Source organism: Limosilactobacillus reuteri (assembly GCF_013694365.1).
Taxonomy (GTDB): Bacteria; Bacillota; Bacilli; order Lactobacillales; family Lactobacillaceae; genus Limosilactobacillus; species Limosilactobacillus reuteri_E.
Genome location: NZ_CP059275.1, coordinates 936,711 through 963,022, shown reverse-complemented (window position 1 = coordinate 963,022; position 26,312 = coordinate 936,711). Strand labels below are relative to the sequence as shown.

The 26,312-nt window shown below is 35.7% G+C and carries 41 protein-coding genes and 1 pseudogene; 1 reads left to right on the top strand and 41 read right to left on the bottom strand.

Translation table 11 applies throughout. The features are described 5' to 3' along the window. Positions 1-72: 72 nt before the first annotated feature. From HHK02_RS05675 to HHK02_RS05600, 16 genes are read right to left on the bottom strand one after another with little or no spacing between them, the layout of a single operon-like run. Positions 73-1,077, bottom strand: coding sequence for an LCP family protein (locus tag HHK02_RS05675; RefSeq protein ID WP_181462868.1), 1,005 nt, complete (start codon positions 1,075-1,077; stop codon positions 73-75). Then, the gene (locus tag HHK02_RS05670; RefSeq protein ID WP_181462867.1) at positions 1,078-1,953 is read right to left on the bottom strand and encodes a YveK family protein; all 876 of its coding nucleotides are present in this window, start codon (positions 1,951-1,953) and stop codon (positions 1,078-1,080) included. It abuts the gene before it with no gap. Further along, a complete protein-coding gene (locus HHK02_RS05665) occupies positions 1,954-2,712 on the bottom strand; it encodes a CpsD/CapB family tyrosine-protein kinase (RefSeq protein ID WP_181462866.1) in 759 nt (252 codons plus the stop codon). Continuing rightward, complete coding sequence (locus HHK02_RS05660) at positions 2,713-3,312, bottom strand: sugar transferase (RefSeq protein ID WP_231124917.1); 600 nt, start codon at positions 3,310-3,312, stop codon at positions 2,713-2,715. Positions 3,313-3,366: 54 nt separating this feature from the next. Next, complete coding sequence (gene rfbA, locus HHK02_RS05655; protein ID WP_181462864.1) at positions 3,367-4,236, bottom strand: glucose-1-phosphate thymidylyltransferase RfbA; 870 nt, start codon at positions 4,234-4,236, stop codon at positions 3,367-3,369. After that, the gene (rfbC, locus tag HHK02_RS05650) at positions 4,237-4,818 is read right to left on the bottom strand and encodes a dTDP-4-dehydrorhamnose 3,5-epimerase (RefSeq protein WP_016496657.1); all 582 of its coding nucleotides are present in this window, start codon (positions 4,816-4,818) and stop codon (positions 4,237-4,239) included. Beyond that, positions 4,819-5,859: a dTDP-glucose 4,6-dehydratase gene (rfbB, locus tag HHK02_RS05645; RefSeq protein ID WP_181462863.1), complete on the bottom strand. Its 1,041-nt coding sequence runs from the start codon at positions 5,857-5,859 to the stop codon at positions 4,819-4,821. Beyond that, entirely contained in the window at positions 5,860-6,855 is a 996-nt protein-coding gene (locus tag HHK02_RS05640) for a glycosyltransferase family 8 protein (RefSeq protein ID WP_181462862.1), read from the bottom strand. After that, positions 6,856-7,851: a glycosyltransferase family 2 protein gene (locus tag HHK02_RS05635; protein WP_181462861.1), complete on the bottom strand. Its 996-nt coding sequence runs from the start codon at positions 7,849-7,851 to the stop codon at positions 6,856-6,858. Next, positions 7,852-8,817 carry a glycosyltransferase gene (locus tag HHK02_RS05630; RefSeq protein ID WP_231124909.1) on the bottom strand — a complete coding sequence of 322 codons (966 nt, stop codon included), beginning with the start codon at positions 8,815-8,817 and terminating at the stop codon, positions 7,852-7,854. 33 nt (positions 8,818-8,850) lie between these two features. Then, the gene (locus HHK02_RS05625; protein WP_181462859.1) at positions 8,851-10,131 is read right to left on the bottom strand and encodes an O-antigen polymerase; all 1,281 of its coding nucleotides are present in this window, start codon (positions 10,129-10,131) and stop codon (positions 8,851-8,853) included. Then, positions 10,132-11,523 (bottom strand): MATE family efflux transporter, encoded by a 1,392-nt coding sequence (locus tag HHK02_RS05620; protein WP_181462858.1) that lies wholly within the window; start codon positions 11,521-11,523, stop codon positions 10,132-10,134. Further along, on the bottom strand, positions 11,524-12,642 hold the full coding sequence (glf, locus tag HHK02_RS05615; protein ID WP_181462857.1) for a UDP-galactopyranose mutase: 1,119 nt from the start codon (positions 12,640-12,642) through the stop codon (positions 11,524-11,526). It abuts the gene before it with no gap. Continuing rightward, the gene (rfbD, locus tag HHK02_RS05610) at positions 12,643-13,488 is read right to left on the bottom strand and encodes a dTDP-4-dehydrorhamnose reductase (protein WP_181462856.1); all 846 of its coding nucleotides are present in this window, start codon (positions 13,486-13,488) and stop codon (positions 12,643-12,645) included. It abuts the gene before it with no gap. Then, a complete protein-coding gene (locus HHK02_RS05605) occupies positions 13,489-14,736 on the bottom strand; it encodes an SIR2 family protein (protein WP_181462855.1) in 1,248 nt (415 codons plus the stop codon). Further along, the gene (locus HHK02_RS05600) at positions 14,737-16,512 is read right to left on the bottom strand and encodes an ATP-binding protein (RefSeq protein WP_181462854.1); all 1,776 of its coding nucleotides are present in this window, start codon (positions 16,510-16,512) and stop codon (positions 14,737-14,739) included. A gap of 170 nt (positions 16,513-16,682) precedes the next feature. On the opposite strand from HHK02_RS05600, the pseudogene HHK02_RS12585 reads away from it, so the two are divergent. After that, positions 16,683-16,790: pseudogene (locus HHK02_RS12585) on the top strand (IS30 family transposase); the annotation flags it as partial. A 20-nt stretch (positions 16,791-16,810) separates the two neighbouring features. Here HHK02_RS12585 and HHK02_RS05595 read toward each other — a convergent pair. From HHK02_RS05595 to HHK02_RS05485, 25 genes are all read right to left on the bottom strand, one after another. Further along, the gene (locus tag HHK02_RS05595; RefSeq protein ID WP_181462853.1) at positions 16,811-17,155 is read right to left on the bottom strand and encodes a hypothetical protein; all 345 of its coding nucleotides are present in this window, start codon (positions 17,153-17,155) and stop codon (positions 16,811-16,813) included. Then, positions 17,156-17,359 carry a hypothetical protein gene (locus tag HHK02_RS05590; RefSeq protein ID WP_152703906.1) on the bottom strand — a complete coding sequence of 68 codons (204 nt, stop codon included), beginning with the start codon at positions 17,357-17,359 and terminating at the stop codon, positions 17,156-17,158. A 111-nt stretch (positions 17,360-17,470) separates the two neighbouring features. Then, positions 17,471-17,644, bottom strand: coding sequence for a hypothetical protein (locus tag HHK02_RS05585; protein WP_180874996.1), 174 nt, complete (start codon positions 17,642-17,644; stop codon positions 17,471-17,473). Beyond that, on the bottom strand, positions 17,645-18,286 hold the full coding sequence (locus HHK02_RS05580) for a hypothetical protein (RefSeq protein WP_063164156.1): 642 nt from the start codon (positions 18,284-18,286) through the stop codon (positions 17,645-17,647). Then, positions 18,287-18,943 carry a LexA family protein gene (locus HHK02_RS05575; RefSeq protein WP_152703907.1) on the bottom strand — a complete coding sequence of 219 codons (657 nt, stop codon included), beginning with the start codon at positions 18,941-18,943 and terminating at the stop codon, positions 18,287-18,289. Continuing rightward, the gene (locus HHK02_RS05570; protein WP_063164154.1) at positions 18,944-19,159 is read right to left on the bottom strand and encodes a helix-turn-helix domain-containing protein; all 216 of its coding nucleotides are present in this window, start codon (positions 19,157-19,159) and stop codon (positions 18,944-18,946) included. Continuing rightward, entirely contained in the window at positions 19,160-19,330 is a 171-nt protein-coding gene (locus HHK02_RS05565) for a hypothetical protein (RefSeq protein ID WP_003663756.1), read from the bottom strand. Beyond that, the gene (locus tag HHK02_RS05560; RefSeq protein ID WP_152703908.1) at positions 19,331-19,591 is read right to left on the bottom strand and encodes a hypothetical protein; all 261 of its coding nucleotides are present in this window, start codon (positions 19,589-19,591) and stop codon (positions 19,331-19,333) included. It lies immediately after the preceding gene. Further along, positions 19,592-19,873, bottom strand: coding sequence for a MerR family transcriptional regulator (locus tag HHK02_RS05555; protein WP_035152807.1), 282 nt, complete (start codon positions 19,871-19,873; stop codon positions 19,592-19,594). Then, positions 19,874-20,077, bottom strand: coding sequence for a DUF6877 family protein (locus tag HHK02_RS05550; protein WP_063164151.1), 204 nt, complete (start codon positions 20,075-20,077; stop codon positions 19,874-19,876). Then, positions 20,078-20,257 carry a hypothetical protein gene (locus HHK02_RS05545; protein ID WP_063164150.1) on the bottom strand — a complete coding sequence of 60 codons (180 nt, stop codon included), beginning with the start codon at positions 20,255-20,257 and terminating at the stop codon, positions 20,078-20,080. Then, on the bottom strand, positions 20,258-20,380 hold the full coding sequence (locus HHK02_RS12895) for a hypothetical protein (RefSeq protein ID WP_269204227.1): 123 nt from the start codon (positions 20,378-20,380) through the stop codon (positions 20,258-20,260). Then, a complete protein-coding gene (locus HHK02_RS05540) occupies positions 20,381-21,289 on the bottom strand; it encodes a DnaD domain protein (RefSeq protein WP_063164148.1) in 909 nt (302 codons plus the stop codon). Continuing rightward, the gene (locus HHK02_RS05535) at positions 21,290-22,276 is read right to left on the bottom strand and encodes a site-specific integrase (RefSeq protein ID WP_003663742.1); all 987 of its coding nucleotides are present in this window, start codon (positions 22,274-22,276) and stop codon (positions 21,290-21,292) included. It lies immediately after the preceding gene. Next, entirely contained in the window at positions 22,277-22,939 is a 663-nt protein-coding gene (locus HHK02_RS05530) for a DNA methyltransferase family protein (RefSeq protein ID WP_152703911.1), read from the bottom strand. Then, the gene (locus HHK02_RS05525; RefSeq protein WP_003663739.1) at positions 22,940-23,386 is read right to left on the bottom strand and encodes a hypothetical protein; all 447 of its coding nucleotides are present in this window, start codon (positions 23,384-23,386) and stop codon (positions 22,940-22,942) included. Then, positions 23,387-23,812, bottom strand: coding sequence for a hypothetical protein (locus tag HHK02_RS05520; protein ID WP_003663737.1), 426 nt, complete (start codon positions 23,810-23,812; stop codon positions 23,387-23,389). Then, entirely contained in the window at positions 23,813-24,559 is a 747-nt protein-coding gene (locus HHK02_RS05515; RefSeq protein WP_003663736.1) for a hypothetical protein, read from the bottom strand. Next, positions 24,560-24,742 (bottom strand): hypothetical protein, encoded by a 183-nt coding sequence (locus tag HHK02_RS05510; protein WP_035152792.1) that lies wholly within the window; start codon positions 24,740-24,742, stop codon positions 24,560-24,562. It lies immediately after the preceding gene. Next, entirely contained in the window at positions 24,743-24,979 is a 237-nt protein-coding gene (locus HHK02_RS05505; RefSeq protein WP_003663733.1) for a hypothetical protein, read from the bottom strand. Continuing rightward, positions 24,980-25,114: a hypothetical protein gene (locus tag HHK02_RS12890; RefSeq protein WP_003663731.1), complete on the bottom strand. Its 135-nt coding sequence runs from the start codon at positions 25,112-25,114 to the stop codon at positions 24,980-24,982. It lies immediately after the preceding gene. Next, entirely contained in the window at positions 25,115-25,333 is a 219-nt protein-coding gene (locus tag HHK02_RS05500; protein ID WP_003663729.1) for a crAss001_48 related protein, read from the bottom strand. Continuing rightward, positions 25,334-25,639, bottom strand: coding sequence for a hypothetical protein (locus tag HHK02_RS05495; RefSeq protein WP_063164146.1), 306 nt, complete (start codon positions 25,637-25,639; stop codon positions 25,334-25,336). Beyond that, on the bottom strand, positions 25,640-25,783 hold the full coding sequence (locus HHK02_RS05490) for a hypothetical protein (protein WP_003663725.1): 144 nt from the start codon (positions 25,781-25,783) through the stop codon (positions 25,640-25,642). Then, entirely contained in the window at positions 25,784-26,248 is a 465-nt protein-coding gene (locus tag HHK02_RS05485) for an ArpU family phage packaging/lysis transcriptional regulator (protein WP_181462852.1), read from the bottom strand. Positions 26,249-26,312: the final 64 nt, after the last annotated feature.

Sequence of the window (26,312 nt, the reverse complement as noted above, 5' to 3'; positions counted from 1 at the left end):
CAGCTTTGACATACTAGCATCTTTTTCGGGTTCAACAATCTGCGTGGAAACTCGGTTAGCGAAGTCATCCATTTAATTTTTTAGACTATTTTGTAACAAGTTGGTGATCCGTTGTTGCTCACTCGTCGGCACCACCTCAAAGGCTTGACCATCTTCATTTTGACCTCGTCCTTGCGCATGATCTTGAACGATGTGTTCGTTTGTATCACGATAGCTTTGCGCTAACCGCATCATATCATTGAAGGTTAGATCAGTTTGTGAGTTATCAGATACTGACCGTAAGAATGATCGGTTAAGGACTGTCTTATATGAAACGGACTTCTTAAGCAAGGCCATAATTACTAACCGTTGTCGTTGTTGTCGGCCATAGTCGCCATCAGGATCGTCGTATCGCATCCGACTGAATTGAAGGGCTTTTTTTCCGTTCATATGGTAGGTCTCACCCTTTTCAAAGTGATAGCCTTCATAATCAAACGTCAATGGGGACTTGACATCAACCCCACCGACTTGGTTGATTGCCTTTTCCAAACCACCCATGTTAACTAACACATAGTAGTCAATTGGGATATTGAAGTGGTCTTGGATTGTATTAATCGATTCCTTGACTCCCCCATAAGTATAAGCAGCATTGATCTTTGCTGGTGAATATTGCGGATAATCTGGTAAGTTAACCTTCATATCCCGGGGAAGACTAACAATCGTAGTGGTCTTTGTCTTTGGATTTAAGGTCATTACCATGATCGTATCCGTCCGACCCTTATAGTCCCGACCAAGCGCCCCAGTATCAGTTCCTAACAGGAGGATTGAAACGGGTTTCTTTTGGTCAAGCACCTTTTGCGCATCCCGTGACTTGGTAGCACCCGCACTACTATACATATCATCAGTCGTTGATTTTAGGTTGTGCCATGCCATCCCCGCAAAGAACAGGGCTACGAGGACTAATATCCCCACAACTGACCAGAAGATCTTCCATCCCCGGTGTCGCCGATGATGTCTATGGTGATGATGGTGATGTTCCTGTCGTTGCATACCATCATCATTATTATTATTCAAGGGTCGATTATTTTCGTCTGACATTTAGACCCGTCGATTACCGTTGTTTTGGCGCCGACTTTCTTGATTATTAATTTTAAAGTCCCGACTCATCTCAATATGGTTCACATGGCCCAGATTAGTTAAGCCAACTTCATTAGTAAGGTAATCATCATCGTGCACACTAGTATCCATTAAGTCGCCGATTAGGATGTATAAGAAACTGAGGATCAAACCTAATACAGCACCAGCTAAGGCGAATAACTTCTTATTCGGGAACGATGGTTCATCTGGTGTGCTTGCCCGGGAAACAATTGTCACATTGTTAACACTCATGATCTTCTTGATTTGTTGCTTAAAGACATTAGCAACGGTATTAGCAACCACTGCCGATTCTTGCGGATCATCAGTTTTAACTTGAAGTGAAAACACTTGTGAATTTTGCTGAGTTGAAACACTAATGGCCTTTTTTAATTCATCACTTGAGAGGTTATAGCTCTTGCCGCCACGTTCAACAACCGCCGGTTGGGCTTCTTTAATTAGTCGACGCGTACCATCCGCATTACGCCGATATTCTGCTGGTTGAGCAGGCTTGATAACACGAACTGGATTTTTCAGTTGCTTACTAGCCTTACTCAAAATCACTTGGTTCGTAATGATATCCTTATAGGTATTAATCATTTGGATATCCGCTTGCTGATTATTATAGGCCTGACCGTTATCGTTATTTTCATGCTTTTGGTTAACTAAGATTTCGGTTGTCGCTGTATACTTTGGTACCACGACGAACTGGGCGACGACATACCCCAGTACTCCGGCCAGTAATGTCCAGATAATTAACATCTTAATATGTTTACGACAGAGCATCATTAACCGATGCAGATCAATTGTATTATTCGCTGTTTGTTGTGAACTATTCACTTATTTACCTGCATCTTCTCCATAACCGTAGCCATAACCGTAGCCATAACCATATCCATAAGCCGCATCGCCTTCAGAATTGACATCATTCATTACATAACCTAACAAATTAGCGTGTGCTAAGTTTAATAATTCAACTGCCCGTTTAACGGCTAATTTTTGGGTTTGTCCCTGCTTTACAACTAAGATAACCGCATCTAGGTGACGTGAAAGGATTTGCGTATCAGTAACTTCTAACATTGGTGGCACATCCACGATGACCATATCGTAAATACCTTTAACTGTATCCAGTAATGTTTTCATTCGTTGTGAGTTTAATAATTCCGCGGGATTAGGTGGAATCGGACCGGCGGTTAAGATATCAAGGTTATCAACCCCACTAGGTTGGATAATTTCGCGTAAATCAACGGAATTAGTACCACTAGTTAGGATCGTTGTTAACCCGTGTTGATTACTCTTGTTAAAAGTTGCATGAAGGGTTGGTCGCCGCAAATCAGAATCGATTAACAATACCTTTTGACCAGTCTGTGCCCAAACTACAGCAACATTATCCGTCACTGTTGACTTCCCTTCACTTACATTGGCGGAAGTCATGGCTAAGGTCTTAATCGGCTTATCAATCGCCATAAAATTAATATTGGTCCGAATCGTCCGAAACTGTTCGGAAATTGGGCTCTTCGGATGAGCAACGGTAATCAATTTGGCCCCATTATCCATGGTATCTGTTGATTGTTGTTGTGTTCGATGAAATAATGACATCTAATAAGATCCATTTGGTTTAATTATTATTTCAACAGTTTTCCAGATAATCCATAAGTCAAACATAAAACTAGCACGCTGAATATATTGAATATCTAATTGAACCATTTCACTAAAGCCAACTTCATTTCGTTCGGTTGCTTGCCATAATCCTGTACATCCAGGAGTAACATACAACCGTTGTTTATCATAATCACTGTATTCTGCCACTTCAGATGGTAGCGGTGGTCGAGGCCCAACTAAGCTCATATCACCTTTGATTACATTTAAAAACTGCGGTAATTCATCTAAACTATGCTTACGAATAAAATGCCCCACTTTAGTTATCCGTGGATCATCTTTCATTTTAAACATTGGACCTTCAACGTCATTCTGTTCTTTTAGCTTAGATAACATTTTATCGGCATTTACAAACATCGACCTAAATTTGTACATTTTAAATTTCTTTCCGTTTTTCCCTACTCGTACTTGTTTGTAAAAAACGGGACCATGATCCTCAACCTTAATTAAAATTGCGATAACAAGCATTACAGGACTTAAAATTATAACCCCGCATATAGCTGCCATAAAGTCAAAGATCCGTTTAATACTGTGATACATAAAGCGTGATTTAATTTGCTCTTTATTGAGCGAGACAGCCTTACTTTCTAACAACTAGTTCTGTTGTACTAACCGTAATAAATATTGACCATAGTCATTTTTCTTTAATGGTTGAGCAAGTTCAACTAATTGGTCTTTATTAATGTAACCCATCCGATAAGCAATTTCTTCTAAAGAAGCCACCTTTAAGTTTTGCCGTTTTTCAATCGTGGCGATGAAGTTGGCTGCTTCGAGCATTGAATCATGCGTGCCGGTATCTAACCAGGCATAACCACGCCCCATTAACTTGACGTCAAGTTTGCCTTGACGCAGGTATTCCTTGTTAACATCAGTAATTTCAAGTTCGCCGCGATCTGATGGCTTGATATTTTTAGCAATATCAACTACTTGATTATCGTAGAAGTAAAGACCAGTCACCGCATAATTACTCTTAGGATGAGCCGGCTTTTCTTCAATCGATAAGGCATGCATCTGGTCATCAAAGTCGACCACGCCAAAACGCTCTGGATCATTGACATGGTAGCCAAAGACCGTGGCGCCATCAGTTTTTTGTGCTGCAGATTGAACCAATTCAGACAAACCAGCGCCATAATAAATGTTGTCACCTAGGATCAAGCAGACACTATCATCACCGATAAAGTCTTCCCCGAGAATAAAAGCTTCGGCAAGTCCATTGGGCTTTTCTTGAACCTTATAAGAGAAGCTCAGTCCTAAATTAGTACCATCTCCTAGTAAGTCTTGAAATAGTGGCATATATTCGGGCGTTGAAATCACCAGAATGTCTCTAATACCAGCCAACATCAAAGTCGATAAGGGATAATAAATCATCGGCTTATCATAAACCGGAATCAATTGTTTCGAAATACCACGCGTAATTGGGTACAGACGAGTCCCTGATCCACCGGCTAAAATTATTCCTTTCACTTAAATTTCACCATAAACAAATGGGTTATCTTTTTCAAATTCAGTTAAGGTTGGTTGTGCGGCATCCTTTTCGGAAGTAATGGCCTTATCAAATTCAATTGGCCAGTCAATGTTTAATTCCGGCGTCTTAAAGGAAATTCCCCCATCAGCTTCTGCATCGTAATAGTTATCGCACTTGTAAACAAAGTTAACATTATCAGTTAAGGTCAAGAAGCCATGCGCAAAGCCCCGCGGAACCAGGAGTTGACGGTGATTACTTGCCGATAAGATATAACCTTCCCATTGCTTGTATGTTGGTGAACCTTTTCGTAAATCAACAATCACATCCAGAACGGCACCGGTAACGACCCGGATTAATTTTGTTTGCGCTGCCTTCCCCCGTTGGAAGTGTAAGCCACGAAGAACACCTGCCTGCGTTGAAAGCGACTGGTTATCTTGAATAAAGTTAAAATCAATGCCAGCGTTCTTAAAGTCCCGATCAGAGTATGTTTCTTCAAAGAAGCCCCGGTGATCACCGAAAACTGCTGGTGTAATAATTTTAACGTCTTGTAATTTCGTTGTCTGAACGTTTAATTTTCCCATTTATTGACCGTTTTTCGCATATTTTGCTTCAACCGCGGCTTTTTCATCTTTCCACCAATCTTGGTGTTCCGTATACCAATCAATCGTGTGTTGTAAACCGGTCTTAAAGTCAGTAAATTTGGGCTCCCAACCGAGTTCAGTCCGGAGCTTCGTGGCATCAATGGCATAACGCAAATCGTGTCCAGGACGATCTTTAACATGGTCATAAGCATCTTTAGGTTGGCCCATTAACTCTAAGATCATTTCCAGAACTTCCTTGTTGTTCTTTTCACCATCGGCTCCGATCAGGTAAGTTTCACCAATCTTCCCCTTGGTCAAAATATCCCAAACCGCCCGTGAATGATCATTGGTGTGAATCCAGTCCCGCACATTCTTGCCTGAACCGTAAAGCTTAGGGCGAATGCCGCTCAAGATATTAGTAATCTGACGAGGAATGAACTTTTCAATGTGTTGGTAAGGACCATAATTGTTAGAACAATTGGAAATCGTTGCCCGTAAGCCAAATGACCGAACCCAAGCCCGCACTAACAAATCAGAGCTAGCCTTTGATGAGGAATAAGGACTGGATGGCCGGTATGGTGATTCTGGAGTAAACTTTTCTCCTTTTCCTTCACCATGACCGGGTAAGTCTTCACGCAATGGTAAATCACCATATACTTCATCAGTTGAAATATGGTGGTAACGGACGTCATACTTGCGACAAGCATTGATTAAAACTGAAGTACCCACAATGTTAGTTTGGATAAATGGGGTGGGATCAATCAAGGAGTTGTCATTGTGACTTTCCGCCGCATAATGCACAACGGCATCAGCATTGCTTACCAACTTATCAACTAAGTCTTTATCACAAATATCCCCGACTACAAGTTCAACTTTATCCTTTGGCAAGCCATCAAGATTGGCCGGATTACCAGCATAAGTCAGTTTATCTAAAACCGTAATGTGTTCAACTTCCGGATGATGGTTAACAACATAGTGAACAAAGTTGGAGCCAATAAAACCGGCTCCCCCGGTAACAATAATATTCTTAAATGTTTCCATTTAATTAAATCTATTTTTTAATGGCCTTACATATTTCTGAAAGACTCCTGCACCCAATAAAACGGTATCTTTTAATCCATACTCAAAAAGAATATTAATTAATTTTTTCTTTTTACTCATTTCTATTTGCAGAGGTTGATTTTTCCATGGAGTTTCTTGATAAAACTTCAACCATATTTTTTTACACTGGTGATTGCTATTTTTAAACCATGGCCGAATTGAGTAAAAACTACTAGTAAAATGTAATATTACTGGATTTTCTTTAGCTTTTGCTATTATCTTTTCTGAATAGAAATTAACTGGTGATCGATATAATTTTATTTCTCTATAATTTAAATCATAGAAAATAGAAACGAGATTATACCTAGGATCAAGGGCATACGTTTTGTTACTTAACACTGAATTAAGAACTCCTTGATCCCCCTGTTGTACTTTTCCATGGCGCTGTCTTATAAAAGAAATTACCTTTTCTTTAATTTTATTATCTCTCCACGCTTTTAAATCGATAAGCATTACTCCAGAATTAAACATTAAATCATCATTTACAAGATTAATATTTTTACGATAGTACTTGCTAAATGCGTCTTTTAATGCTGCAATTATATTTCCTTCAAGGTCAATATTCCAAAGATCTTTCAGTGAGGAAAGAATTAATGTATCACAGTCTAAATACAACACTCTTTCTACTGAATTATCCAAAACGTCCCCAATGAATAATCTAGAGTATTGACTAAATGATCCTCTATCATTTTTTACATCAATTCCCATTTTTTTAGATATTGATTCTATTTTGATCCAATTCAGGGATGCATTAACAAAATTATCACAAATTTTTTCTATTCTAAGTTTATTTTCTTTGCTAATCCCACTATCCAAAATAAAAAAATTTATTTTTTCAGCTTCCTTATTATTTCTTAATAACGATAACAAAGAAGTTCCTAAGACTGGAGCAAATGTATCGTCAGTAGCATATACAATATTATAAATAGTTTTCATTTAATAACCATATTTTAACACCCAAAGTCGATATAGAATTTTTGTAAAGGGGAGCAGTGCATAATTATTTGATCTAATTAAGTGAATAAACCGATCATCATTTAATCGTTGATAGCTTACTTCAGAAATATTATGAATATTCTGGTCAAATATAGTTATTTTGTTTTTAGCTACCTTTGTTTTTAACAAAAGATATGTTCTCATTGTACTTCCAATGGATCGCTTAAATGTATTAAAAATAGTACTGTCTTGGTTTGGTTTCATACCATTATTTGTAAATCTGTCATAGAGCCGTACTAACTGATATGAAACTTTTTCTTGCATTCCCACATTCTTCAACATATTATTTTTATTAACACTTTGATCACTGCTACCTAATCGGTACATATATAAATAAAGATTTAAATATGTAATTGTTTGAGAAACATAGGTTGCCCAAACCACATATTCCACATCAACGTAAAAACAATTTTCAGTTATATGAACATTATTTTTTTTCAATAACTCTGTTTTAACAGTTAAAGTGTGAAGAACTACTCGTTTGATATCGAAGTCGTTATTCCAAGTATATTCTTTATTTGCTTCCATTCCTTTAACTAAGCAAACTTTATTGGTACGATTTGGATATACCTCAACATGATTTGTTAAAACCATATCGGAATCTAAATGCTTTAATTCATCAATAAATTTAATTAACGCATCTGTATCTACCCAATCATCACCGTCAATAACCTTAAAATACTTACCTGTCGCTAATGAAATTCCTTTATTAATTGTAGAACCATGTCCCCCATTTTCTTTTTCTACATATTTAAACGTTTGTGGAGCAATTTTTTCATATTTTTGAGCTACCAATTTTGTATTATCTTTAGAACCATCATCAACAATTAATACTTCTAAATCATTATAAACTCGAGCATCATTGAATGACTCTAATGTTTTATCTAACGTTTTTTCTACATTATAAGCTGCAACTGAAATTGTTAATGTCTTCACTTAATTCTGAAACGACATTTTCCGTTTAAAAGTCTTTGTATATTTATATAATTTAAATAGCAATATAGTTTTTATTGAAGCATTGCTGATTACACTATTAGAAGTCTTAATTTCATATTTTTTTAAAAATTGCAAAGACTTTATTCCACCATTATTCAATGCTGTTTGTAGCTCCGTACTAAAATCATTCTGCTTACTAAGTGTCTCTATAAAGTACAAGTCATCCCAGTATACTGCTGCATGTTGATTTACTATTTGTGGTAACTTAGTAAATAATCTTTTTAGCATACCTAGTTTACCGTAGTTCCCTGGTGTTCCAGAAACATTATTTCCAGTTCGCCGATATAGAACAAGAGGACGATCAATAAATTTAATTTTCCCAGTCATGGCAGCGTATTTACCAATATAATTATCATGAGACATATTATATTTTTCAGTATTTTCATCTACATAGACTTGTTCCCACAATTGCCGATTGTGAGCCATTGTAGTTCCCCAAATATAGCGATAACTAAAGAAAAGATTGTATGGATTTCCCGTGACATCAATATTAGTTGATTCTGACATCTTTGTTTTTGTGTCTTTACCTTCAGCAGTCATAAATTCAAGATCTGAATAGCAAAGAGAAGGTTGTGCTTCATCAGCTAAACGTTCGATTTCAATTGCCATTTTTTCATTAATCCAAATATCATCTTGATCACAATAAAAAAAGTATTGATAGTTCTCATTAGGAAGTGATTTAACATATCTCATTACATTATAGAAATTATTAAATGCACCATGATGATCAGAATGATGTAAGATCTTCTTTATACGATCATCTTGAGCCATATGTTTTTCTAAAATTTGAAGCGTTTGATCGCTTGAACCATCATCACTAATATACAAATCCCAATTCTGAAAAGTTTGATTTTCAAGACTGTTTAATTGTTCTTCTACATATTTAGCGCCGTTATAAGTAGTCATCATGATAACGGCTTTACTTTGATTAATAACCATTCATAATTTAAATTTTTTAGTAATCATTATATATAACAACCAAAAACCAACAATATATATAACAAAACCAACAGAAACAAACATTGAGAACAACCAATCATCAATTGGATGCAAAAAAATTGCTTCGGCCATGTAACCATAAATAATTAAGGCTAAAATATGCTTTTTATATCCCACTTTACGCAATAGATAGTAATAGCAACTATAGAACAATGCAAAAATCGTTTGTAAAATATATACTCCATTAATTCCAAAATCTGATAGCCAATTTCGATAAGCAGAGTACACATTTCCTAAGTTTATCCCATTATAAAATCTAAATTCCTTTTTTGAGATATATTGAGGAATATCATATCCTAGTGACCTAAATGTCTTTAATAAGGATGGAAATGTCTCTTTTCCCCAAATTCCAGTATTTTGCACAGGATCTTTTATAAACATATCAAATAATTTAACTGGTCCTCCTGCGTACATACTTATATACTCAATAAAATTATTTCCTTGTGAAGAAGATCGACCAATCATTAATCTAACTCCATAAAAAACAATTAATAGAACAATAAAAATTTCAGTTAATCTAATTAAGGTTTTAAAACCCTTTCCTTTACTACTTTTCATAAAGTAATAATAGACGACATATGACGCAATTACCCCTAAAATATTTAATCGATTACTATCAAAAAGACTAAACAAAACGTAAATAATTGTATTAGGCAGACAAAGATAATAATCATCTTTTTTTACCGTATGATGAACAATATTGTATATAAGAATAAATCCATATATATACCCGCTAACTGTTGTTATTTTTGACATTTGTTGCAGGTATCCTGGCATCCCTGCCCCCCCAATTGAATACGATGTATTAATTCGATAATTTTCAAGGGCTTGACTTAAAGAGCCACCACCACCAATTGCTTTTATATTTTTAACCCATAATACTAAAACTATTAGGTTTATAAACGTCAGCACCACTGTTATTCCAGTATTAATATTAATTCGATCGGTATAATCAGGCACTTCTAGATTATTATTAGGCAAAATTAACAATTTAACTAAATACGATACAAAAATAAATAACAAGGCCCCAAAAAGATATATATTAAAGGCCTCTTGAGAATAATCGTTCAGTCCCCATTGCTGATAATTGATTAAAGCACACCCAATTGATACTGCATACATTACACAAAACAAAAAGGCAGGTGCTAAAAAATCATGCCCAAATAGCTGATATGTTATAAAAACTAGGGCTATGAAAATTAAAAATAATCTTAAAATCATTCACTTAAACTCCTTAATTTTTAATATCTTAGTCTTAACTAAAAAGATTCTAAGAATATATAAAGCACATATTATAATTAATGCTACTCTCCAGTCAAAACTATTTGACACAAACATAAAAATAATAGCAAGAATAACGTCTGCTACTTCTAAAGCACTGACATTAGTCTTAATATCTTTGCTTAATAAAGTATCAGCTAATACACTTCTAAAAATGATTGCCAATACCATTCCCACTATCACAAAATACATACTGTTAAATATATATGCAGAAATTAATCCAAAAATTGAACTAATAACAATAGTGATAATATTAATTTTTAGTAATAATACTTGTTTGTTTAATACCTTAAAGAAGGTATTGCCGATTAAATTCATCTTACTGTCAAAATAACAAATTGGTAATACTGTTGCTAAATAACTAATACTTTCTTTATAGTCTGGCAACCATAATTCTAGAATATATTGAACTGGTAAATACACAATATACATCAACGGTAAAATATAGAACAATCCTAAAGTTAATTTACCATAATATCCCTTTAGTTCATCTGAAGATAGTCTCCTTAATGCCGGAAATAGGACTAATCCAATTTGCATGATAAATGTCAGAGCAAAATTCATTAATGTTAGAGAAAATGAAACTTTACCAAAAGCAACTAATCCCCATTTCATATCAACAATTTGACGACCTACACCCAAAATTAGTAAGGAACAAATATTAGCAATCATCAAACTAATTCCGACCCGCATACTAATTAAGGACTCACGAACTCCAAGATTAATATCAAATTGAGATATATGAAATTCGGGGTGAATTCGAATCAACAGATATCCTAAGGCAAGAGCAATTGACACAATATATAAAACTATATAGGGATATACCTCTCTATACCCTAACCACATCAGGATGATTTGTGATAAAAGAAAAACAATCCGAATAATAATTATTGATTTTGAATAGATATTTGTTTCGTTAATTGCTTGAAATATATATCCCAAAAAATTATGACAAGTATAGAATAAATAATAAACAACTACTAAGAAAATTACTTTTTGACGATTTGCTGAGTCAGAAAATAGAATCATAACTGTCCCAACAATCATTCCTAAAATAGTTTGAAAAATTATTCCTACTCCAAATTGACTTTTAACAGTATTCCCATCAAGTTTGGACCGTAAAATACCACCATATCTTAAATAAACACCATCATTTAATCCTAATGCTAAACATGGAATATATGTACTATAAAAGATAAATAGCTGCCAATAACTATAGTTAACTACACTTAATACTTTAGGTAAAACTAAATTAGTGCTGCAACTAACAATAAGGGAGATTCCTTGTGCCAAAAAAGCAAAGATAAAATTTTTCTTTAATTCTTTTTGCATTTATTTAAATTCTTCTTTAACAGCCGTCAATGCTGCATGTAATACTTGATCCATGTTGTAGTAACGATATTGACCTAAACGACCACCGAAAATCACATTATTAGCCTCTTCGCTCGCTAACTTTGCATATTGCTTATAAAGTTCGTTATTCCGTTGATTATTAATTGGGTAATATGGTTCATCACCCCGATGCCAATCAGCCGGATATTCACGAGTAATCACTGTTTTATCCTTATCACCTTTACCGAATTCAAAATGCTTATGTTCAATGATTCGGGTATATGGTGTTTCAGCATCAGTATAATTAATTACTGCGTTACCTTGATAGTTGCCTACGTTCTTTTCTTCAGTTTCAAAGCGTAAACTACGGTATTGCAATTCACCTAACTGATAATCAAAGAATTGATCAATCATCCCGGTAAAAACAATCTTTGGATAATCTTTAAGGTATTCATCCTTCTTATCAAAGAAGTCTACTCCAGTTTCAACATCAATCAAATCACTCTCAAGCATTTTTTCGACAATCTGAGTATAGCCGCCAATTGGAATTCCTTGATAGGTATCATTAAAGTAGTTGTTATCATAAACTAATCGCACGGGCAGACGCCGGATAATAAAGGCTGGTAATTCAGTTGCCTTTTGTCCCCACTGCTTTTCGGTATAACCTTTAATGAGTTTTTCATAGATATCGCGACCGATTAAGGAAATGGCTTGTTCTTCTAAGTTTTGTGGTTCTTTACCAGCCATCTCTTGGCGTTGCTCATTGATTTTTGCCATTGCTTCTGCTGGTGTCCGCACACCCCACATTTGACTAAAAGTATTCATATTAAATGGGAGGTTGTACATTTCGCCTTTGTAGTTAGCTACCGGACTATTCGTATAGCGATTAAATTCTGCAAATTGGTTTACATAATTCCACACTTTCTTATTAGACGTATGGAAAATATGAGCGCCATATTGATGAACCTGGATGCCATCTATTTCTTTAGTATAGATGTTACCAGCAATGTGGTCTCGTTTTTCAATTACTTTTACACGCTTACCACGTTTAGCAGCTTCATAGGCAAAGGTCGCACCAAAAAGGCCCGCACCTACTACTAGATAGTCATATTTTTTCATCTACTCTTCAATCTCCCCCATAAACTCACCTAACGCAGTCTGCCAATCCACAATCTCAAACCCAGTATCTTCTGCCTTCTTCAAGCTCATCACTGAATGGCGAGGACGGTAAGCTTTGGCCGGATATGCTGATGAATCAACTGGAGCGACTTCAACATCTTTATCCTTTAAGATCTCGGTGGCGAATTCGTACCAGGAACAACTATTTTCATTAGATAGCTGGTAGGTGCCGAATGGCTGATCATGATCGACTAAGTAAGTCATAAATTCCGCTAGGGTTCTAGTCCACGTTGGGCGGCCAAATTGATCGTTAACGACGGTGAGCTGATCATGGTCTTTGGCAAGACGAAGCATGGTATAGACAAAATTCTTACCGTATTTACCAAAGACCCAGGATGTCCGAATGATGTAGTAATCAGCTAAGGTTTCTTGGATTGCTTTTTCACCGGCAAGTTTAGCTTTACCATATTCATTTCGTGGATTAGTGGGCGCATCAACTTCATACTCGCCTTCATTGGTCCCATCAAAGACATAATCGGTACTGATGTAAACCATCTTAGCGCCAACTTTTTTAGCGGCCTCGGCAACATTACGCGTACCATCAGCGTTTACTTGCCAATTGAGGTCTTTGGCAACATCTTCAGCGTTATCAACGGCGGTATAAGCGGCACAATGATAGATTACTTCCGGCTTAAGCGCACTAATCTTTTCATTTACAACAGCTTGATCAGTGATATCCATTTGGTTAGAATCAAAGGCGTCATATGCAATTCCACGTTCATCTAATAAGTTCCGTAATTCTGAACCGAGTTGACCATTAGCACCTGTAATTAAAATTTTTGTCATTTATTCATTATTGTTCTCCTCCATGGGTTCAAATAGAGTCACTATATTCTCAAAATAATGAGCATTGGCATTGGCTTCAGTTCCAGAGATAAAATAAGCATTACTTGAGGCTTTTTTTATAAAATTAAACAAATTTTTATTGGTAGACAATTCTTCAAAATTTATAAAAGCTACAAGGGCAAAGTCATTGTTCTTTAATGCCTGTAGTAGTAAATGATTTATATGCTCATCTGGAAAGCCATAACCATCAATAAACAAAACAGAATTTCTTTTATTAATTAAGTTTCCAAACTCACGAAAAAGGTCTGAATATGGGGTGCCTTGGGAATCTGCGTATTTTGAATCGCTTGGTGCAATCACTATTTCTTTATCCTCAGGTATTTCTTCATAGCTGTTTATTTGTATAATTTCATCCGCAGCCTTTTCCCAATTAACTGACCCATGTAATTTAAACACACGGAAATATGGTCTTATTGGCGACCATTTATCACGGTATCTCTCATCAACATCTACTTTTCTAAGATGAAATTCCCTAATTGAAAATTTTTGCTCAATTCCTGACGTAAATCCATTAGTATATTGATAGTTTTCCGCATCTAGACTTCGTTCAATAAATAAATCATAATTTGTAGTAAATACATTTATAATGTCATTATTATCACTGACATCTAATCTAGTTTCGGCAATTTTCCTAAAAAATTCTCGATATGTTTTTAGTACGCTACCTCCATCATCCTCACTCTTTGGCTTTTTTGTGGAATCAATTAATTTCTTCAAAAGTTCATTTCGAGTTTTTTGGTACTTTCCAGGATTTTTTTCAGAAGCAATCTTATGTCCTAGCCAAGATATGAAAAGCTCAATATTTTTTTCATTATCTTTATATTTTTGATCAAAGTCTTTTAAAATGTTGTCAATTTCGTTTTGTCGTGTTTTCTTTCTTCCTTTTTCGTTTCGGTACTCCAAAAAAGTTTGACCCATTAGTTTTATTGCAGGCGTTGAACATCCCGAACCTAACATTATATTAATATTTACATCTTCATCTAAAAAACTAAATATTTTCTTTTTTATATCATCAGCTGTGCTTTCCTGTAAACCTAATTTTTCCACCTTTTTCCAAATTGCTTTTTTCTGACTTTTCTCTATTTTGTCTGTTTCCGGCTGGCTTTCCTTCTCTACCAGATCAGTAAATTCTATATTTCCCAAATCGTTTGCCTTTATAATGTAATACTTATAATTTTCTTGATTCATTTAGTTCAAAAATGGCAAAATTGACTTTGATGTTTTTGGAATTCCTCTATCATTTACTTTTAGTTCATATGAATAATCATTTTCACTGGAAACTAAGACCGTCCCTATTGGCATTAGTGGTAGTCTTTTCACATCTAATTGAGTTATAGTTGGAACATTCTCTAGAATAAATCTTAAATCTATATTATTTTGAATTCTATGGATAAAATATGTCTTTATCTGTGATAATACAACTGTGGAGAGCTCACTAGGTCTCTGACTTATTACTATTAAGTATGTTCCAAACTTTCGACCTTCTCTGCTTACTCTGTCGAAAATATTATTTATATTCCCATTTTGAAGCATATATCTGTGTGCTTCATCAAAGATTAGATAGCAAGGTGCTAACTTATCTCTGTCCTTTTCTTCTTTTTTCTTAGTTAGAATTTTTCGAGTCAGATAAGTTGAAAATAATTTTAGTAAATCATCATCAAAACTTGATACTTGTAAGATTATAAACTTACTTTCATTATTTTCTATATCATTGACTATCGATTTATTAGGGGAAAAGAAATTTTCAGAATATTTTGTTTCCAAATCCCTTAATCTAGTTAAAATTCCTTCTGTGTGTGCACGAATACTATTATTACCTTCACTCTCTTCAATCCTTATTGCTAAATCTACTGCCCATGCTAAATCGCTAATTGAAAAATCTCTTTGCTTTTGATTATCATCAATTTCATCAAGCACTTCTCTTAGACTCTCATCTTGGTAATCGCACAGGTCTTTTAAGTTATCGAAGAAATTTTTTTGTCCATCTTTTTCAGGCGTATTTCCATATTGAGGGTTAAATTTACTCCATGCTTCTTGTACATTGCTTTTCTCGCATACCTTGGCTTTTGGCACTAAATTATAAATACTTCTTAAATATTCATCAGTAATCTGATATCGCAAAACAGCTGACATTGCCCCATTTGTAAATAAATTTCTTATTATCAAGAAGTATAATTTTATTATCTTTTCATCATCTCTTATTATAGCTAGTTTTAATCCAAGATCTAAAATCGGTTTCTGAGTTTTCTCCGAAGGCTGCAATAATGATTCCCAATCTTCAATATCAAAATCTTTAGGACCTACTCCTATCTCACTAGCATTGAAATACTTTCCCTCTGATTGATCTCCTAAAAATTTATAGTCATCATGCACATCAAAGATCAGAAACTTTGTCTTATCTTTTAACTTTTTATGATCTTCACTTAATTGCTTAAAAATAACTTTGGCAGTTGTTGACTTTCCAGAACCAGTATTTCCTAATATAGCAATATGCCCAGATAGGATCTTATTTCCACTTAAATAAGGTGTAATAAACTCATTATTGGTCAAGCACCCAATTTTTAAACCTGCTGTATCATTAGTTTCATTATTAAAAATTATTTTTAGTATCTCTTCTCCTGCATAGTATGTATTTTGTCCAACCATAGGCAAATTATTCACCCCAGCTGTATACTTACCATTCTTAATTTCCCCAATTGGATAAGCACTTAATATATACTCATCCTTAAATTTTGAATTAGGTTCATCTTTTATGTAAGGCTTACTACTGTCATCAACTATATATATTTTAGCAATAACTATCAATCGAGCATTAATTCTAAAATATACATAGTCATTTACACCTTTTACAGCTTGAACAATTCCATTCTGAATCTTTGTTTTTATATCATTTGGATTTACTGTAAACAATATATTTGCAGCACTTACTTTTACAACTGGTCCTAAAATCCACCTATTATTCATGATTAATGTCTTTAGACCTAGTTGAGCGCGTGAGCAGAGCGAATGCACGAAACAAAAAAACACCTGCTATGCGGGTGGGCGATAAAAATTATATAAAAAAGGCCTCTTTTGCCTTAAGATGTAGGTGTTCAAGCCAAAGTCAATAAGGGAAAAGAGGTTATATAAATATGCAAATAATGAGTTACCGGAACAACATTCCTCGCAAGTCATTGGGCTATCAAACACCTTACGAGGTATTCATGAAGTATGTCACTGATGAGCAACTACTTTTTTTCTAACTTAAATTGACATTTCGGGTCTACTTTTTTTCTAACTTAAATTGACATTTCGGGTCATTTAGGTCAATATAATGTTGCTTTACTAGGCCATCACGATTCGACCTAAGTTTACGGTATGCTTTTGATTTACGCTTCAGTTTCTTTTTGATTTTTTTACTTTTAGAGTTAATTTTTTCAATGCGTTTAGTTAGGGTATTATTATGGGTAAGTAATCCAATAATATATAATAGTGGTAGTGAAGTAACGAATACGAGCAGAATAGGGTTACGCCATTGATTTAAAAAACTTGTAAATGTTGCAATGCTACTTAAGATACCTAGTATCGCAAAAGGAATCCCACAAATTTTAATAACTTCAGGGGGCAATTAATACTTTGAGTTAGGACTGTTAATTGCTTCCTCAAGCATATGGCGGAGTATATCTTCATCATGAAAATTTACAATTGCTTCTGCTTTAGCATCCTTATAGGAAATGTCCATGTATGATTGCTTTAAGGTTACGTACAAATTAATAGTTTGCCAATAATTTAAACTCTTTAAAAAGGAGTTGATACTATTAGATTTTTTCATCTAATCATTCTGGTGTGCTTCAATATATTCTGGGCTATTTGCATAGCTTTCTGCACGTCCCCATTGACGCCAGTTTTCTTGCTCCTGATTTGCAGTAGATTCTTTATTCATCTATTTGCCCTTAAAATAAACATCTAACACACGAATGAGATCGATAATCTGCATTCCCTTTTTCCGAGCTTCATCACCAACGTATGTTTTTCCTTCTAATTCTAGAGGACCACCTTGAAGTAATGAACCTGCAATGTTACATAAGTAAATGTAAAAATCTGTTTCTTCCTTCATTTACTGATTTAATTCCTTATAAGCATTAGCCGCTGATGTATCATATTTGCTAAAATCATCAGAAAAACTGTTGTAACTACCAGAAGGAGAAGTAACTAAATTAGTTAAATTTTTGAGTTCTTTATATGATTTATTATATTTGTCGAAACTTCTATCTTGGGTCTCGTTAGCCTTCATTCCTTCGGTATATTCCTTAATCTTTTTCATATTCGCATCAACATCAGCGATATCACCTGCATTGTCTACCATTGCATCAGTAATAGTTTCATCTACATCAAAATCATCTGCACTATCACTATTGTCGATAGCATCTGACCACTTTTCAGTTTCAGAGTTACCAATTTCCTCTGCTTTTTTAGCTGTTTTTATATAAAGTGCTTCATATTTTTGAGCGTAGTAATCGAATCTCTGATTATGCTTTGTTGCTATTTGTCGGTAACTCGCATCTGTTATACCAGCAATTATTAATGCTAACACTGCAACTAAAACAGTGATTAAAGATCCGATTTTTCCAACTTTCTTAGTTTTAATATTTTTTGATAGCTTTCCGACTAGTAAAGTTATTAAGAAACCTACTAAAACTAAAACGGCTAGAAATGTAACAATATAAAAAAGTGTGCTTATGGCAGCTAAAACAGTCATTTATTTAATACTCCATGAAACGTGAACAGCCTTACCAACAATTCGGCCTGGATTATCTTTATCTAAGATAATTGGGTCGAATTCTTTATTATCTGGCATTAGCATAATTAGATTTCCTTGATGTTTAACTCGTTTCAGAGTTGCTTCATTATCACCATCAACAAGGACAGCGGCGATTTCACCGTCTTCCACTGTCGGTTGTTCTCTAATGGTTACAATCGACCCATCATGAATGGTTGGCTCCATACTCTTACCTTTACAACGGAGAGCAAAGAGGTTACCTTTTGGAACCGGCTTCTCAAAAATCTCTTCGACGTAGCCTTCAATGTTTTCTTCGGCAGTGATTGGGTCTCCACAGGCAATCTCACCAATGAGGGGGATGCTGATGCGTTGAAAGTTATCTCCCAATGGATAAATTATATTAGTTGGCCTTTTTTTTGTTTTATTATCAATAACACCTAGTACATTTTCAGGTGTGGTATGCAAAGCAGTAGCAAATTCATCAAGCCTATTTACTGGGAATTCGCGTTTTTTCTTAAAATATAGTGAGACAGTTGACTTTGACATATTAACGCGTCTAGCAAGTTCACTTATAGAAACTTTCTGCTCTTCACGTAAATTATTGAGGTAGTCAACCACTTCAGAGCTATTCCTCATTTAGCGAACGGATGGAGCAAAAAAAATCGATACTTTTGAAACATCATAACCAAGTGCATCCATTATACGCGATAAATCTTCAACACTAATATCAACAATTCCCGCTTCACGTTTTGCATAGGCTCCTCTAGACATCCCCAATTTCTTTGCGAATTCTTCTTGAGTATATCCTTCTGCCATACGTTCCGCTTTTAATCTTTGTAAATTAAATGACATTTAGTCTGCATCTTTGAACGTCTTTAATCCGTATTCATAAGCACTTTGATATATTTCTGCTGCTAAATGTGGATTAGTTGTTTTATCAGTCTTGGATAATTCCTTTTGATATTCAACAACGGTTACTGCATTTGCAAAGGATTTTGCTAGTTCAAATTGTTTATCTGTCACTCATTCTTGATGATCTTCAGTAATTCTTTTAACTTTCTCAAGGTATACTTTCCTGTCAAAAGGAGAAAAACGTTCACGTAAATAACTCGTATCACCCGCAATTTGATGAAGCTGTTCTTTGCTACCGCTAATAGCATTGAGCAGCTTTTTAATAAGCTTTTCCTGTCGTTTTGTTAGCTTCTTATAGAAAGCCAACTCAGATTGAAGAATACTCAGCCTTTCTTTATCTGATTGGATTTTTTCTTCTTGATTTGTTCTCATCTATAGATGGACGATCTTTTCGTCCTTAACTTCATGCTCTCGCTTAGCTTGTTCAAGCGCATCCTCAATTGATTCTTGACTATCAGTCCACTTACTAATGAACCGATCTAATTCCCACTTAGGATACTTTCTTGCACCCAAGTCTAAGGAATTAATGAAGCCATACTTTCGCAACTCAACTAACGTACTATTGTTAATTCGTAAATACTTAGCAGCTTCTCGCTCCATGAGCATTGGGGAATTAATTTCTTCCCTTGTCCTCATAGTTTCTCTTGTTTTCATTCATTTAACTTTCTCCTTTCGTGCTACTTTGCCAAACTTAACTAAGTTCTCAAAGTAACGAACCTGCGTCCATACATAATCATCGGTAGGTTGCCCACCACTAAGAAAATGCCAGCCAAGGCGGTAAAGAATATCATCAATCGCTTCAAGAGGAAAGTCGTATTCCTCCATTAATTTGCGAAGACGCTTTGTTCCATCTTTCATTTACTTGGCATCGGTGTCGTCAGCACCGGTGCTTTTTTCGTTTGACCACCAATCTTGAGGTGTATCAGCTAAGCAAGCCCATAAGAGAATTAAAGCTGAAAATAAAGCAAATGGAACATTCGCATTAAACAGACTAATCATCATCACAATTGTGCTTGCTACTGCAATTAAAGTAATCATTCAGATGATGGCTGTAAGTTTCAGCGTGCTTAAATTGATCACATAAGTTACTAGTAAAAAAGCTTGATCAATTACGTTATTAGCAAGTTTTTCAACTTCTACTGCAGTATCTTTTTCTGACATTTATTCCCCCAGATGATAAACAGGAATCTTAGGCTTAGCACCAGTAACAACAACTGACTTACCGTTATAAACATCATTATCATGCTGGACTGCTGCAAGATTAGTTAATCCCTGTTGCTGATAACGATTGAGAATTGAACGTAAGTATGCAAATGTTGGACGATCAGCATTCTCAAACATGGAAGTGATGGCAAATGCTACCACGTCACCACCAAGTTCATTCACGAACGCTTTTAATTCGTTTTGTGATTTTGGAGATTCAAGCTTTTTATAATATGAATTAAGAGTAGTACTAGTAGTAGTATTTAAATTATCTTTACTCTTACTTAACTTAACTCTATCCTTACCTAACCTAACCTGAGGATCCATTTCGGTTCCATTCTGGTTCCAATTTGGTTCCATGGGGTTAAAGCCTTGTCCCTGTTGAGATTGAGAGTTTTCACTTGAAATTTGATTTTTATTTTTGGAACCACTTTGGATACAGTTTGGTTCCATTTTGTCTCCATCTTGGATACATTCTGGAGACATTTCGGTTCCAACTTGGTTCCGTTCTGGTTCCAGATCGGATACAAATTGGTACCGTTTATTCTTATCAAGACCAATTAATTTCATATCGTCGGTATAAATTGTCGGGGTGTATCGATCCTTTTTAACATAGTTGGAAACTAACCAATCCTTAATAACGACTACGCCATCATCAAAGACAATTAAATAGTCCTTCTCAACCAATGCCTTTAGATCATCTTCACTAGCGCCAATCATGCGTTTAATTGACTTGGGATTGCCAACAAAACCGTCATCATCAGCATTCATCCCCAAATGGAAGTAAAGTGATTGAGCGGTAAGTCCCATATCAAGAAACTTATCTGTCTCAGTAACCTTCTGACTAAACATTCTGCGCTGTGCCATTCAAATCCCTGTCATTACAGACATAATCTTGTTGTTATCCTCGTTTGCTAGCTTGTCTAGCAGGTGGATATAGACACGTTGGGTTGTTTCTGTATTGCCGTGGCCTAACCGTTTAGCAACACTTTGAATTGAAACACGGTTAGCAATTAGCAGGGATGCATGAGTATGACGCAAACCATGAACTGAAATTGGTGGTACTCCCGCCTGGTCACACATTTCCTTTAACTCTTTATTAAACACTGAATTATAAATGTGATTACCACCTCGGGTATTAGTACGAGAGTCACTAGCATACCAATGAGCCCAGATTGACTCATCTTCTTTTACTCCATCCAGGTGGCGTTGTAGGTCAGTTAATGCCTTAAAATCAATTAGGATTTGCCTAACAGAATACTTGTTCTTAGTCGGCATAAAGTCCCCAGGTTTAACTTGAGAGTAATCTATTTTCTTGTAGTTCAGTGTCTTATTGACGTAAATAGACATGTTATTCATATCAACATCAGCTGGAGTAAGGCCAAGAACCTCAGCAAATCGCAAGCCAGTACGTAACGTAAAATCAAAGAAGTCACCATATCCGCTTTGATCAGCATTAAAGACTTGTTCAAGTTTATGAACCTCATCCATTTCTAGCCACTTCTTAAGCTTCTTTTTCTTCTTAACTTGAGAGGTAATACGAATCTTGTAGCATGGATCACGGGAAATCCATCCCTCATAGACCGCATCTCTGATTGGTGCTTCTAGTAAGCGATAGAAATTACGAACAGTTACTTTTTCATGCGTTTGTCCATAAGCATTGATGAGCTTTTGTATATCAGCTCGGGTTATTTTATCTAGCATTAGATCTGGAGCAAGTTTCTTAATTTGTTTACCTGTCAAAATATATCTTTGGTAAGTAACATCACGGACATCCCCGTATTTGTAGGTTTCATACCATTCCTTGTAATACTTCCAGAACTTAATAGCTCTCTTTTTTCCAACTTGTACCATTCAGTCAAACTTATCAACCCATTCGGAAATGTTATAAAGTTCTTGTAGTTCAGCAGTGTGGGGCATTTTGATAACTTCACTAAATGCTAAAAAGTTACTTGTATCATTACGAATAAAATAAACATCCTTTGCTTTCCTGCTTAACGAATCACATTGGATTGCTACTCCATTCATCCCCCTAATTGCCATATTGAATAACAAGAAAGGAATTGCTCTATCTGACATTTCTTCTACCTGATACCAATAAGCTCTAGGGTCATAAGTAAAGATTGACAAGAATTTTAAGTTAGGATCAGCATGTAATAGATTACCAACCCGATCATTTGTACAGTCATCCCACCAGCGCTTGATTAAAATTCCACCTGTCCCTGCAGCTACCTCGAAATAGTGGCCATTAGATTTATCGCTATCAACTAAGCTATTAAGCAAGGTCGCAATGCTATCAGGGGTAAAATCCTGCTTCTTGCTTTTCCGTTCAGCTTGCTCATCTTCAAAATATTCATGGAACCAGTCAAACTTTAGGTCCGTTGAAACTTCTAGGAACTTCTTAAAGACTTCTGGACGCTTTTGATCATCAAGCATTAGTTGCAGCATTCTTTCCGGAGCCTTATATGACTCGTCAATTTCTAACAGCTTATTAACGGTTTTTGTATCAAACTGCATTTACAATGCGCGTCGTTGAAGCTTAATAAATGGCAATTTACCCATTACATCAATTGTCTCATCATAGGTGAATGCCTTAGCTTCTGAGCGTTCTTGTGTGACTGAAAAGTTAATATTTACGCCTTGATATTGAGTATTAACTCCAGGGACCTCTTTTAGGTAACGTGGGGATGTTGCATAGCTGCCACCTACTTCTAGGCAATACATTGGCTTATCCCGTTCATCTAATTCAGTTAAGGAATACTCCATCACAACCTTAGCAATCCTTTTTTGAACCGACTTAGATAATTTAGGACGGCCATACATCTGAAACCGGCCTACTCTTGTTTGACTTACTCTTGCTACTTCGTAATAGTCAATCATTACCATCAGCGCGTCTTCGATCTTACTTTGTTTCAAATTCAAGCCAAATTCAGCCATTTTATTTCTAAATTCTGATGTTTCCATTTAGTTCTCCTGCTTTTGCAAATCAATGATCTTGCGCTTTTCTTCTTTTTCAACTTCTTCAACTGGTTCGCCAGTGTCCGTCTTAGCCTTACCATCATCTGGATCAATGTAAGTTTGTCCTTTAACGCCTGACTTCAACTCGTTAACGTGAACCTTACCGTTAATATCACGGCCTAAAAGCATAGTAGTTGGTACTCCCACTTCTGGAGCAAGGGTGGTCTTAACTTCAACTGTGACATCTGAGGCATCCCGTTTTTCATTAGGGGCTAACGTGATATTAAGTTGGACCTTCCGCTTTTTAGTTGGGTCTGTATTGGGATCAAGGATATTGTCTGCAACTTGTTGCAACGCACGGTTAAGCTTAACTTGCACACCACCATCTGCAATTTCTGATAAATCAAAATTAATAGCTTTCTTCTTACTCATTTATGCAATCACCGGATACTTAATCTCGCCAAACGTTTCTTGCTCTAGCTGCTGAATATACTTCTTAATATTATTCTTTGCTTCTACTTGCCATTGGTTATTATCAGCCATGAATAATGCTGATTGCATCCCCTCACGCATCCGGAAGATAAACTTACTTGCTGGCTGATCAACTTCCTGGAATGTCCGGAAAGGAATTAACTTAACAGGATTAGGAACTTTCACTTCATCAACGCTAGCAACACCAGAATTAATCTGAACACTTTGGCTTACACCGTCATCGGTTTGTTGGTGAATGCTTTCATCACGAAGATTGCTGACAACTTTCAGAATGATATTTCGGTCGTCATTCTCCTCGAAATGTGACTGCAGCATAATGATCATGCTTTCCTGATCTAAGTAACTTTCTAAGTTAAGACTATCAACCACTGCCCGAACCTCAGCAAAACAAGGACGTTGACCACCCTTAGCTAAGTTTCCAATTACCTCAACCTTAGTCGGACTAACCACATGGATTTTTAGTGCATCGTTAATTGACGATCCTTCACTTTCCAACCACTCAATTAAGCTAGTTAATTGGTTCAGCTGGAGGGGATGAGCAATGATCGGATCATTAAGTAAAGCTGCATCCCCATCATGATCAAGAAGATACTGCCGGCCGTTTAAACCTGTAATGAGCTGATTGCCGTTAGCATCATTTACGAGTTGTTCAAATTGGGTTAATTCACTGTTAATCTTAGTTTCCATTCATTCATCAATTGCAACTAGTTTAGCCATATCATCGTAGTTAATTCTGAAACGCTCTAAGTGACCAAGATTAAATCGAGTAACAATAATCTCGTCACCATAAAGAGATTGATTAATGATCTCTCTGGTAGTTTCTCGTACTGATAATTTAAGACCGTTATGAAAAATTATTCGTGTCCGCATTCATCCCCTCTTCTGATTTTCCTCAATTTTTCTCAATTCCCAATAAAGTGAAGAATTAGCTAACCAGTGTTTTTTGCCACGATACTTTGTCCCCTTGTAGAAGGGTAGCTCAAATTTTCTTGCCAGGTCTTTCATCATTAAGTGATTAATCCAATACACTTTTTTTCTCTCATCGCTCTTCATTAATTTTTGATACTCAACAAGGATTTTATGTAAAGTTCGTCGATTAATCTTCATTTACTTGTCATTGTATTTTCTCACCTGATTAGTTCGCCGTTCCTCAAAGTTTGCTTGTTTTATCGATAGGACAGTCCCTAAGATAAAACCAACAGTAAAAATCAAGACGGCGCCGATAATTAATAGTTCTGTCATCTAATCATTAGTCGTACCCCGCATATAAATAATTCTTGCATCCAAGTTTTCCAAATAAGTTTGCATTGACCTTAGCTGAGCATTTAGTAGTGTTAATTCCAATGGGGATGAAAGCTTAGGCCCATCTTTAACAATAAATTGAGCTAACCGGTCTATTTTGCCTAACAGATCCTTTCGCTCCTTTGATAATTGCTGAAGTACTTTTCGTTTACTTGTCATTTACTTTTTGATTTGGTCATGCTTTTGAACCTCTCTCGGTATGATTACAGCTCTGGGATGATCGGCTGCGTATCGTTGCGCATCATGTAGTTCTTCAAAGACATGAATTAATTCGAGCTTACCATAGTCATCCAACTTCATATCTTTAACAACATAGACAATCCCATAATCAGCTTGTTTGTTAAATTCATCCCTGGCAATTGATTTAATTGCTGTTACCTGTGCCTCGTTAAATAGTATTCTGCTAGTAGCTTTTATCCCACTCCCTGATTCGGAATAAACTACATCGCCATTGTATCTAATCATTTACAGCATGCTAATTATCCAGTGCCATAAAAAGATATTGGCTGAAATCAAGCCGCCTAGTATTATTCCGCAAATACAGGCACAGAATAAAAGGACAACTACACTGATTAATCCACCAAATGCTTCTTTAACTTTATTTGTCATTCACTGTTTGTTCACTCGTTGTTCACTTTTTTCGTCCTTATATGCATGAAGATCTTCTAGTAAGTCAGCATCCCCGAGCAAACTAGTATATCTCTCCAGTGTATCCGCAAACTCACTACAAGCAATTTTTAAGTAATGATAGTAGCGCGTTTTTTCATAACCAATTTGATTAGCTACTTCCCAATCTTTTTTATTCTGAATAAACTTAGCAATTAATATTCGCCTACTTCTAAGACTACATGCGTTGAGTGCTTGAGCGATTGTCTCAATCAAGAGATGGTAATTAGCAACTTTAACCATTTGATTTTCCATTGAATTACCAGCAGCACTTGCTCTTGGCATTCCGTCAATTTGTGGGGATGTTAGCTTAATTCCTCCACCTGCTAAGCGACATAAGCGTGCATATTCGTCCTTAAAGAAATAGCGAACATTATCAGTAGTTCCGTCAACATCTAATTCTTTCAAAAGCCCCACCCATAATCCACGTTGAGACTATCATTAACTAACTTCAAAATAAATTTACGGTAAC